Raw genomic sequence first — 11,332 nt, forward strand, 5'->3', positions numbered from 1 at the left:
AGAGCCGGCTTTAATGTCAATATATGAGTTAATTAGATAATTAGCATAGCGTCGCCATAGGTTCCAAAGCGGTACTTTTCTTTAACAGCCACTTCATAGGCATCCATAATGAAGTCGTAACCTCCAAAAGCAGCGACCATCATCATGAGTGTTGAAAGCGGCAGATGCAGGTTGGTAATCATCGAATTAGCCACCTGAAATTCGTAAGGAGGGAAGATAAATTTGTTGGTCCATCCTTCAAAAGGCTTAACGTGTCCATAGGTAGAAACCGAGCTTTCAAGAGTGCGCATAACAGTTGTTCCAACGGCGCACACACGTTTCTTGCGGTCTTTGCCACGGTTGATAATATCTGTAGCAGCTTCGGTAATAAAAATTTGTTCCGAGTCCATTTTGTGCTTGGTTAAATCTTCCACATCTACCTGGCGGAAATTACCTAAACCAACGTGAAGTGTTACTTCTGAAAAATCCACGCCTTTAATTTCCAGTCGCTTCATAAGCTCGCGGCTAAAGTGCATACCAGCGGTTGGGGCGGCTACGGCTCCTTCGTGCTTAGCGTAAATCGTTTGGTAGCGGTCTTTATCTTCAGGCACAACTTCTCTATCGATAATCTTTGGAAGTGGCGTTTCACCCATGCCGTACAAGGTTTCTTTGAATTCTTCATAAGAACCATCGTAAAGGAAGCGCAGTGTACGTCCGCGCGAAGTTGTGTTGTCAATAACTTCGGCCACTAAATTATCATCATCGCCAAAATATAATTTGTTACCAATACGGATTTTACGAGCCGGATCAACCAGTACGTCCCACAAGCGTTGCTCACGGTTAAGCTCACGCAATAAGAATACTTCGATTTCGGCACCCGTTTTCTCTTTGTTACCATATAATCTGGCCGGAAACACTTTTGTGTTATTAAAAACCATCACATCCTGATCGTCGAAATATTCAATCACATCTTTAAAAATGCGGTGCTCTATTTCTTTGGTCTGACGATTTAAAACCATTAAACGCGATTCGTCACGATTGTGGGTGGGATGGAGGGCAATTAGCTCTTCGGGCAGTTTATACTTAAACTTTGATAACTTCATATATATTCGTTTTACTAATTTGCTTGTATCATCTACGAAACAAAGAAAATCACCCTGCAAAAGCTGCAAGATGACAGGTTTGTTTAAATTGCTTGTTTACAACGCAGTTAAACTAAAAAAGTTGCACACAATAAGCGTACCTTATACGTGGCGTTTTTTATTTTGTTGCAAAAGTAGCAAGATTTTTTTCAAATTCCTCAATTGAGATGGCTTCGGAAAGCATATAAGGTCCTATTCGGGTGCGAATTAAACCACTTAAATGAGCACCTGAATTAAGCTCGTAGCCCAAGTCGCGCGCCAAAGAGCGGATGTATGTGCCTTTGCTGCACGCTACGTCTAGCTGCAAATCTTTTTCTTCCCATTTAAGCAATTTTAACTCACTGATGGTAATTTTTCGGGCTTTCAATTCGACCTCTTTTCCTTGTCGAGCCAAATCATATGCTTTTCGACCATTGATTTTCAGTGCAGAAAACATGGGAGGAACCTGTTCGATTTCTCCAGTTAATGAGGCAATGGCTTTATCCATCATTTCTTGGGTGATGTGCATCGTCTCAAAATGTTTATCCGGCTCTGTTTCTAAATCGAAAGACGGTGTGGTAGCGCCCAATCGAACATTGGCCAGGTATTGCTTATCCATACCCAGAAACTGGTCGATTTGCTTAGTGGCTTTGCCGGTACAAACAATAACCAATCCGCTTGCTAGTGGATCAAGTGTGCCTGCGTGGCCTACTTTTATCTTTTTAATGCCTAAATAGCGCTTTAACGATAAGCGAATTTTATTAACAATATCAAACGATGTCCATTCCAAAGGCTTGTTAATCAACAAAACCTGCCCTTCACGAAAGCGCTCTTCACTATACTCTATCTTCATTGTTAATTTTTAAAAATATACTTGGTGAATAATGGCGATTAAACCCACAATGACGCAGTAGACCGAGAAATAGGTCAACTTACTTTTACGAACAAGTTGAATCATCCATGTACAGGCAAATAGTCCGGTTACAAATGCTGCAATAAAGCCAACAATAACAGGAAGCACTTGCGCGCCGGCAGTAGTAAAGTCGCTTGACAGCAGGTCTTTTGCCATTTTACCCAAAATTAAAGGCACCACCATTAGAAAGGAAAAACGTGTTGCTTTTCGGCGATCGACACCTAAAAGCACCGAGGTGGCAATAGTTGCGCCTGAACGCGAAATGCCGGGCATGATTGCTAATGCTTGAGCCGCACCAATGACAATAGCACTTTGAAACGTCACTTTTTTCTTTGTTTTTTTTGCCTTGTCGGCAAAATACAATAAGCCAGATGTGATAATCAGCATAAAACCTACCAAGAGAATCTGATTGTCGAACAGCACTTCCATTTCTTCGCTAAAAGTAATGCCCACAAAAGCTGCTGGCAGCATAGATAAAATGATTTTAACTGAAAAAGCAGTTTGGCTGTTCCATTTAAACTGTAATAATCCCGTGAGGATTTTCCATATTTCTTTACGAAATACTACAATGGTGCTAATGGCTGTGGCGCCATGCAGCATCACAGTCATAAACATACTTTCTTCGGCAATAACTTTATCGCCAAAAATGGCTTTAGCAATTTCGAGGTGGCCGCTACTGCTTACAGGTAAAAATTCTGTTAATCCCTGGATAATTCCAAGAATTAATGCTTCAAAAACTCCCATAAAATTAGATCAAGAAATTATAGACCTCGCGTAACATGCAAGGAATTAAAATACTTTAATAGTGAATTATTTATCGCTCTTTGGCTTTTTCATGATGGCATAGATTTCAAACATGAAACCAAACAGCACCACGATAGGAGCAAGTGTTATGCGGCGGAAACTGAAAATTTCCTCGTTAAATACAGTTGGGTCCTCACTACGGCCTCCAATCATCAATACAAATCCTAAGATGATGATGCCGAATCCAATAGCTAAAAGTATGTAGTTTTCTTTTGCCAGCGCAAATTGAAATTTTTTATCTTCTTCCTTCATGTTCAATTATTTAATAATAAATTGCAATAGTCTTAGTGTATTAGAAGTACAAATCGTCGGTTCGTAAATTCAAATACTTATTAACCGCAAAAAAGGTGGATAAGAAAGTAATGAAAATACCGAGTAGGATTACAATGCCAAATAATATAAAGACTAAATCGATGTTGTTAAAACCTACAACGCCCGCCAACTCCTGACTGCTCAGGTAAATCATAGCGGCCAATAGTGCGATGGCAAGAACTGAACCAACAAAACCGTGCAGGATACTACCCCAAAGTATGGGGCGCCTGATAAAACCTTTGGTAGCACCAACCAGCTGCATGGTGCGAATAATAAAGCGTTTTGAATAGACCGATAAGCGAATGGTATTGTTGATAAGTGCCACTGCAATGAGTAGTAGCATCACAGCAAAACCAGCCAGCACAATGGCAATTTTACGCACATTTTCATGAACTAAATGAATCAGGTTTTTTTGGTAGATAACCTCTTTGACCTGCGGAAAATCCATGATGACTGCTTCCACTTTAACCAAACTATCCGGGTTGGCATATTTAGCAAATAACTTAACATCAATTGATGACAGTAGCGGGTTGTAACCTAAGAACTCAACAAAATCTTCACCCAATTCGTCTTTCAATTCATTGGCCGCACGGTCTTTATCGATGTATTCGGTTTGCTTAATGTATGGCGAGGTACTTAGTAGTTTTTCTAATCGCTTCACTTCAGCTTCGCGCGCATTATCTTTGATTAGGATAGTGAACCCAATGTTTTCTTTTACATACGTCGATAAACGTTGCGCATTTAAAAACAACAACCCGATAATGCCTAACAGGAATAGAACCAATGCAATACTGATGGTTGTAGTGATGTAGGAGCTGCGTAATTTGCGACCGCTTGTTATTTGTTTGTTGCTTGCCATGTTTCAGAATTACTGCAAAAATATAAAATGCCTTTAGATGAGTGAGAAAAGATGGCAATTAATCTTTGAATTAACAAAAATTAACCAGGGATGATGACTTGTGAATTAGGCGTTGGTTGCCAAAAATCATTAAAGATTTTGCACTTTTGTAGGACTTACATATTCAGCTATGAGTTACCGACTGGTTAAGATAACTTCTTATTACAAAGATTTTTTGAGTTATTATTACATTAATAACCCAAAGGTGAAGGCATTGAATTATGAGCAGCAGCATGCGCATTTAATGCAACAGCGCTTTGCCTGGTCGGATGCTTATGCTTTTGCGTTCAGGCAAATGTGGTACGATGCCCATGAAATTGTGGCCAATGCACGCCCTCTTCAGGAACAATGGTGTGAAGAGAATAATAGTAAGCCAGAGAATGATAAAGAAATTTTAGTGGCTCAATTAAAGCAGTTAAAGCCCGAAGTTATTTGGTTGCAAGATAGTTATAGCTTTAACGGGGATTTTATCGAGTTTTTAAAACGACAGATCCCATCTATAAAATTAGCCATAGGCAACTGTTGTTCACCAATATCTCCTCAATATTATTCCGATTTTAAGGCTTTTGATTTGATTACAGTTTGTGCACCATACTTTAAAGACTTGCTGGAATCAAATGGGCTGCCCGAATGCATTGTGGTACCTCATGCTTTTGATAGTCGCATCTTGGATGAGGTAAAAAATGTGCAAAAGAATAAGCATGATTTTTTGTTTACAGGTTCTTTAATCCTGGATCAGAATTTTCATAAAGAACGGATTCAATTGCTTGAAAATTTAGTTAAAGAAAATGTTGGTATTAATCTTCTAATTAATTTAAACACAAAATCATCAAAAGGATTGGCTGCTCGTCAGATTGCTTATGTAGCCAGCCGTGTTTTTAAGAAAACCGGACTTAATGTGATTAATGATAAGGTTGCTGGTTTTAAAAAAGTCAGTAAGCTTGAGTATTTTCCGCAATCGTCGAAGGTGAGCAATGCTTTGCTGCAAAAAATTAAAGAGCCGGTATTTGCAATGGAGATGTTTAAAGAAATTGCACAATCTAAAATAGCCTTTAATATTCATGGTGATATTGCCAAAGATTTTGCGGCTAATATGCGTATGTATGAGGTTACCGGCATGGGCAGTTGTTTATTAACAGACTGGAAGCCTGACTTAGAGTTATACTTTAAAAAAGATGAGTTAGTATCTTATCAATCAATAGATGAGGCGAAAGAAAAAATAACCTGGTTGCTAAATAATCCAGCCGAAATGGAGGCGATTGCGCAAAAAGGTCAGCAGCGAACTCTAAGAGAACACACGTTTGGAAGCCGTGCCGCTGTAATTGATGAGGCCATCCAAAATAAGATGAAAAGTTTAGGGTAATTTTTGCAGCACGTCTTTTCCGGTCACCGATTCTGGTTGGGTGTTCACAATGGTTTGAAGCTGTGTATTGTAATAGTCTTTGATGCCTGGGTTTTCGTATTCGTCAAAGTTGCAGTTGTGCCACAGCATAACCATTAATCCTCCAAACTTTGCAATTTCTTCAGTTAATTGTTGAAATGTATATTGCATTTCGTTGTAATTCAATTTTCTATAGCCAAATAAAGTAGTGTCCATTATTGTTAAAGGAAACTCCCATATATCCATCATTTGGTCATTGGTATGATCGTAGGCTTTAAACGGATAGCAGTAGGAGGTACGGAAGCCATCATGTTCGGCGAAACCCATTGAAGTATCATATAGTAAACCATTTTCTTGCTGAACTTTTAGTGTACAGGCATAATTGAATTTGAGGAAGTGCTGGCGCGTACCAACAATTGGTTTGTTCGCTATTTTCTCAAAGCGCTGTTTGGCTTTCTTCATGGCTTTAGCATCACTGGCTGTTTTAATGGAGCCATGCAGACCAACTTCGCAGCCTTCACTTTCCAAATCAAAAACCAGTTGTTTGATGCGTGGTTCTTCAAGGTTGTATTTAGCATCGTGCGGCGAACCATCGCGGTTAAGAAAGTACCAGGTCGACTTAAGCTTAAGTGATTTTTCGAATCGTCGAAGTTCTTTAAAATTCCACCAGGGATCATTGGTATAACCAGGGAAGAATGTTGGCAGGAGAGCATCGAAAGTGGCTTTTGCAAGACGTTTTTTGTCATAGTGCGCTTTCTTTAATCCTAATAATTGCATCACTTTGTAAGCAGTTTCCCTCCAGTGAAAGTAGTCAACCCGGTCGACATCATGCGTGAGCATAAATCCATAATTATCGAACAAGCGTTTACGCTGAAACGCAATGTTGTTAATCTGGCAAAACAATTCAATACCATCGCTGATTATTTCGAAATAATAGTTGACAATGGGTTTTTGAATAATCTGCAGCTGCTCCTGAATGGAATCTTTATACTGAAAGCGTCCCATGTGGTCAACACTTTCGGAGTTATACTCCTGGTATGCACTTAATAAGTAAAAGGCGGATTTTAGTATATCCTGGTAAAAAATAACTGAATCACCCACTTGGTCAAACCATTGCTGCTTATCATCAACTGGAAACAGACAGGGAATAGATTCGCCATTATAATCAATTCGATTGTTTAATGAAATAGAGCTATTAGAAGGTTTGAATATTAGTTTGTTATTAATATTTAAATTGTCCGAATAGCAAATTGTTTCTTTAATCTCATCTGTTAAATCAATGTGTTGATTCAGGTGAAAAAGGACATAGTCAAGCTGATTTTGATTAAGTGCTTTCTGCATTTATACTTCAGATTTGATAAAAGAAATTTCTTCTAATATTTCGGATGTGGCAAAAACACGATAGCCATGTTGAGCTAACAATTCTATGGCTTCTTTGGTTTTTTGATTGCCTTGTGGATATAAACGATGATGAAATTCAATAAGAACCTGCCTGATGTTGATGCCTGATTCAAGAATGCTTGGAATAACATCGTATTCGGCGCCTTCAATATCCATTTTTAGCACATCAATGCTTTGGTGACCTAATTCCTTGGCAATTGTCTTCAGGTCTTTAACCGGCACTTTTATGGTGTTATCTGAATTGGTTACAGCGTTGTCAACCAAGCTGCCTGATACATGATTATCATTTACGGGCAGGAAAAACTCCAGTTCGCCTGTTTTATCGCTTATCCCAACTGGCACAAAATGAAAATTGTTGATAGCACCTTGTTCCTTCACCCAGTCGATTGATTTTGGTGTCGGGTCGAAGCCAAAAACCTGGCAATTGTATTTTTCAATCAACAACCTGTCGAAACTAATATCCTGACCGATGCCAAAGGAATAAACTACCGACCCTGGCTTAATGTATTCAGGAGCCACAAAAAAACCACCGTTTGAACTGCCAACCCATTCGTGATTAACTTTGATGGTAGAACGGATGAGTGGAGATTTGCCCCGTAAAAACCGGTATAGTTGTATGATTGACTTTTTAAGTTGCACTATTTTTTATTTAAGCTTTTAATATTATCGATTATAGCTCGTGGCTTATTCCATTTAAGCCAGGCTTCTGTTATGCGTTGTTTTTCAATAGGTTCGAAAAAATTAAAGACGAACAGGCACAGAATAAATAAGGCCAGTAAGCCTATCTTTATCAGGATGTCAACAACAATGCTAAACGATGGAATCAGAAAGAATCCCCCGCAGAACACAATGCCCAAAGTTAGTAATAAAGCAATTTTACGCCATTCATATTGCGTGCCTTCAATTTTACGGCTTTGATACAGAAAACAAAGGGCAGCGGTTAACTGCGTAATGGCTGTTGTTACAGCCGCTCCTTCTTTCCCGAATTGCGGAATGACCAGAAAGTTTAAACCAACATTTAAGGCCCCAGCTCCAATGGTCACTATTGAAATCAGCCTGGTAAGCTTCGCTTTAGTAAGTGGCAGCTTAAACACCTGTTGCATGCCTGAGAATATAAGACCGACCATTAGGAAAGGAATAACGGGGATGGCATCAAAATACTCGACTTTCCCTGCCATGATGATGAAAATTATCTCTTTTGCGAAGTAAGTTATGGCTATTCCTGCTAATACCATAAAGAGCATAAAATAGCTGAATATTTTTATGTGGTACCGTGAGTTATCCTCTTCATTCAGTGACTTGTAATATTGATAGGTGTATGAAGTAATGAAAGTACCCATTACCAAAAACTGCAAGAGGTTAGTTACTTTAGTGGCCACCGAATAACTGCCAACATCAGCCAGAGAATAATAAGCTTCGAGAATATAACGATCGCTAATAGCTAACACATGCAGCAATACATTAGAGATAGCCAATGGGTACCCATAGCGAATCATTTCTCCTAACAGCTTGGATTTAAAACGAAAGTGGCAGCTTTTAATAATTAAGGGCAAGGTTACTAAAAATGTTAAGCCATTAGCCATTAATTGCCCGATGTAGATGCCTTCAAAGCCATTGTTTTCAACTTCCAACTGGTAAAAGGTGAAAAGGATAGTAAAGGCAATACTCAGTGTTTGGTAAGAGGTTTGCTTAAAGGCTTTTTGCTGCACTCTGAGCATTATAAAAGGCACATCGTACAGTAAACGGAATAAACCAGCCAGGCAAAAATAGGGGATAATGCGTTCGCTACCTTCGGTTTCAAACACATTCAGGTTAAAGAGAATTAAAGCAGTGAGTACAACTCCGATTGTGTTACTGACCACATTAAAAGCATAAGTGGTAAAAAACAGCGATTGTCGATCTTGTCGCGTTTTCATTTCGTTGTACCAACGTGTAAATCCACTTTTGGTACCCCAGGCGGCAATGGCCATTAAAAAAAAGAAGGCGGTCTCATAGAGCCCCATTAAGCCAATCTCTTCTTTACTTAGATAAGTGGAGTAAAGTGGCAAAAGATATAGGCCACTGGCTTTAGTTAAAAAATTACCAATGCCATAGAAGAAGCTTTCTTTAAAGAGTTCTCGGAGCTTGTTCAGCATTTTATTTATTCAGCTTGTTTCTAATAATAGCGATTAATGAATGGTACTTTACTTTTAACCAATTACCTTTTGAGTGCTCCCAGTTTAACTGGCAATCTTTACATGTTGGATCAGCACAAAAATAAAAAGCAGGATCTTCTTTCAGGGTTTGCATTTCAACATCAAGTGTGCCTTTCATGTTGGTAACCACCGCATCGGCATGGCCGATTTTTACCCATTTCAGGTAACCGGCTTTTTCATATAGAGGGAGGAATTTTGGGAATCCGCGGCCACAGCCACCATTCCAATTAACCTCAAAAGTACGAACCTTACCGTCTGATGATTGATAATTCAAACCCATTTGAGATCCCCTCTTTACAAAACCCATTTTTTCAATGGCCACATGAGTGGTGCCAACGCCTACTGTTTTTCTTCCAATGGAAAGGTTGAGGGCATCCATCTCGGCCATTCGGTCAAGCACATCATATCCACCACTTTCGGGTGTGTGCTTATTCATTAGCTCATGGGCTAATGGGCCAATGGCAGTAAATCGCTGAATGGGGTGTTGGCTGCGAACACTATCCGGGTGTTGTATCATAGCATTGGCCAGTGCACCAGCATAGGAGGGAGAGGCTTCGGTACTGATAATTTTAGCATTCTCTTCGTTGAGAGGTAATGGATAAGAGGTGATAAACGAATCGATTACTAATGTGCCTTTGGGCCCCACAGTTTCTATTAGAGCGTCTAATAATGTGTTAGGTCCGCCTTCAACTTTTCCTATTGCTTTAAGCGATACTTTGAGATGAAGCAATGCACCATCCGGAATTCCGGCATTTTTTAAATCACGGATTAGTTCCTCTTTACCAATAGTCATTGAATTATTCATCTTTTATAAATGCTTCGAATGCGTTAATTTTTTCAATGCGCTTCAGCACTTTTTTTGCTCTCGACACAGTTGGTGGTGAAATAAATAGACCTTTTTTTACCGAAATACCTCTGTCGGCTTTATTGGTCTGAGCAGATAAGTCAAGTATGTCTTTTGCTTTATCAACTTCTTCCTTGGTTGGCGTATAGGCTCTTTTGACAATATCAATTTCTTTAGGTGTCATCACCAGCATGCCTTCAAATCCCAGTTCCTTAGCCTGTTGAATATGAATCTTTAAGCCTTCCGTATCGCCAATTTTCACATAAGGCGTATCGATTGGAACAATGCCAGCTGCTCGTGCTGCCATAGATACCATATGCCGTGGTGCTAAAATAGAGCGACCACCCTCACCATGTTCTCCTTCAATCTCAGCCAAAAAGTCCTCGCTGCCAAATAGAAGACCTACAACACGATCGGATGCCTTAGCTATTTCATGTGCATTTAAAACTGATTCTGGGGTTTCGAGCAGGACGATGATTTTAAAATGACCATTTGTTATACCCAGATTTTTTTCCTTCATGGTCAATTGTGCATCAAACACCTCAATGTCTTTGGCATTATAGGCTTTGGGATACACGAATCCATACAATCGGGGATCGGCCACAACATCTAAATCCTTTAGCGTGTCACCGGTTTCCATTGGGTTGATACGAACAAAAACAGGTCTTTTATCGAGTAATTCAGAATCTAATACTTCAATGATGGTGGTTCGCGCTTCTTCTTTTTTCGTATCAGGAACCGCATCTTCCAGATCCAATACAATAACATCGGCATCTGATTCAAATGCTTTGTTTAAATAATGCCAGTTGTGCCCTGCCGTAAAAAGCAAGGTTCGGGCAACAAATTGACCGGTATATAATTGTTTATTCATTGATTGGTCTTTTTTTCACGAGAACTTCTCTTGAGAAAGATAACACCATTTCTTCTTTCTGGTTGTATGCCTTAGTCGTTACTTTTACAATTCCGCGATCGGTTTTACTTTTAGATTCACGAACAGACAGTATTTCTGTTTCAGCATAAAGCGTATCACCAATATGAACAGGGCCGTGATGATTAATTTCGGAGTAATTAAGGTTTGCAATGGCTTTTCCACTAATGTCACGAACAGTTAGTCCGACAACAAGCGAGAAAACAAGTGTTCCCACAACTAAAACCTGACCATGTTGTTGCTGACCTGCATAGTACTGATCTAAATGAACTGGATGGTGGTTCATTGTTAGCAAAGAGAACAAGTTGTTATCTGACTCTGTAATGGTTTTACCAGGCCAGTGTTTTATTATCGTATCTTGTTTAAAGTCTTCCAAATATCGACCGAAGTCGCTGTTGATTACCTCCATAAATATGATGTATTGATGCTTCTATTGTTACAAATGTAAAGATAAAATAGTGGAGATAAAGAGGTCGCTTGAATAAATGATTTCCAAATTTACAATTAATGCATTATTTCCGTAATTACGGCACAAATTTTGCTTGATTATCGACCT

12 protein-coding genes are annotated in these 11,332 nt (G+C 39.3%); 1 reads left to right on the plus strand and 11 read right to left on the minus strand.

Annotated features, from left to right (window positions below; all coding sequences use genetic code 11):
• Positions 1–32: 32 nt before the first annotated feature.
• From queA to J1N10_RS11890, 5 genes are all read right to left on the minus strand, one after another.
• Positions 33–1,082 (minus strand): tRNA preQ1(34) S-adenosylmethionine ribosyltransferase-isomerase QueA, encoded by a 1,050-nt coding sequence (gene queA / locus J1N10_RS11870; RefSeq protein WP_262326926.1) that lies wholly within the window; start codon positions 1,080–1,082, stop codon positions 33–35.
• 157 nt (positions 1,083–1,239) lie between these two features.
• Positions 1,240–1,953, minus strand: a complete 714-nt coding sequence (truB, locus tag J1N10_RS11875) for a tRNA pseudouridine(55) synthase TruB (protein ID WP_262326927.1) — start codon at positions 1,951–1,953, stop codon at positions 1,240–1,242.
• A gap of 9 nt (positions 1,954–1,962) precedes the next feature.
• The gene (locus J1N10_RS11880) at positions 1,963–2,757 is read right to left on the minus strand and encodes an undecaprenyl-diphosphate phosphatase (RefSeq protein WP_262326928.1); all 795 of its coding nucleotides are present in this window, start codon (positions 2,755–2,757) and stop codon (positions 1,963–1,965) included.
• Positions 2,758–2,823: 66 nt separating this feature from the next.
• Positions 2,824–3,069, minus strand: coding sequence for a DUF3098 domain-containing protein (locus J1N10_RS11885; RefSeq protein WP_262326929.1), 246 nt, complete (start codon positions 3,067–3,069; stop codon positions 2,824–2,826).
• A 40-nt stretch (positions 3,070–3,109) separates the two neighbouring features.
• Entirely contained in the window at positions 3,110–3,988 is an 879-nt protein-coding gene (locus tag J1N10_RS11890) for a cell division protein FtsX (RefSeq protein ID WP_262326930.1), read from the minus strand.
• Positions 3,989–4,157: 169 nt separating this feature from the next.
• Between J1N10_RS11890 and J1N10_RS11895 the strand changes: the two genes are divergently transcribed.
• Positions 4,158–5,390, plus strand: coding sequence for a glycosyltransferase family protein (locus J1N10_RS11895; RefSeq protein ID WP_262326931.1), 1,233 nt, complete (start codon positions 4,158–4,160; stop codon positions 5,388–5,390).
• Here J1N10_RS11895 and J1N10_RS11900 read toward each other — a convergent pair.
• The 6 genes from J1N10_RS11900 to J1N10_RS11925 are packed head-to-tail and all read right to left on the minus strand — an operon-like array spanning position 5,382 to position 11,185.
• Positions 5,382–6,749 carry a polysaccharide deacetylase family protein gene (locus J1N10_RS11900; protein ID WP_262326932.1) on the minus strand — a complete coding sequence of 456 codons (1,368 nt, stop codon included), beginning with the start codon at positions 6,747–6,749 and terminating at the stop codon, positions 5,382–5,384. The genes J1N10_RS11895 and J1N10_RS11900 overlap by 9 nt on opposite strands.
• Complete coding sequence (locus tag J1N10_RS11905) at positions 6,750–7,448, minus strand: FkbM family methyltransferase (protein WP_262326933.1); 699 nt, start codon at positions 7,446–7,448, stop codon at positions 6,750–6,752.
• On the minus strand, positions 7,448–8,944 hold the full coding sequence (locus J1N10_RS11910; RefSeq protein ID WP_262326934.1) for a lipopolysaccharide biosynthesis protein: 1,497 nt from the start codon (positions 8,942–8,944) through the stop codon (positions 7,448–7,450). The genes J1N10_RS11905 and J1N10_RS11910 overlap by 1 nt, the downstream gene beginning before the upstream one ends.
• A gap of 1 nt (position 8,945) precedes the next feature.
• Positions 8,946–9,809, minus strand: coding sequence for an AAC(3) family N-acetyltransferase (locus J1N10_RS11915; RefSeq protein ID WP_262326935.1), 864 nt, complete (start codon positions 9,807–9,809; stop codon positions 8,946–8,948).
• A complete protein-coding gene (locus tag J1N10_RS11920) occupies positions 9,802–10,719 on the minus strand; it encodes an HpcH/HpaI aldolase/citrate lyase family protein (protein ID WP_262326936.1) in 918 nt (305 codons plus the stop codon). The genes J1N10_RS11915 and J1N10_RS11920 overlap by 8 nt, the downstream gene beginning before the upstream one ends.
• On the minus strand, positions 10,712–11,185 hold the full coding sequence (locus J1N10_RS11925) for a MaoC family dehydratase (protein ID WP_262326937.1): 474 nt from the start codon (positions 11,183–11,185) through the stop codon (positions 10,712–10,714). The genes J1N10_RS11920 and J1N10_RS11925 overlap by 8 nt, the downstream gene beginning before the upstream one ends.
• Positions 11,186–11,332: the final 147 nt, after the last annotated feature.

This window comes from Carboxylicivirga litoralis, assembly GCF_025499605.1.
In the GTDB taxonomy this organism is placed as follows: domain Bacteria; phylum Bacteroidota; class Bacteroidia; order Bacteroidales; family Marinilabiliaceae; genus Carboxylicivirga; species Carboxylicivirga litoralis.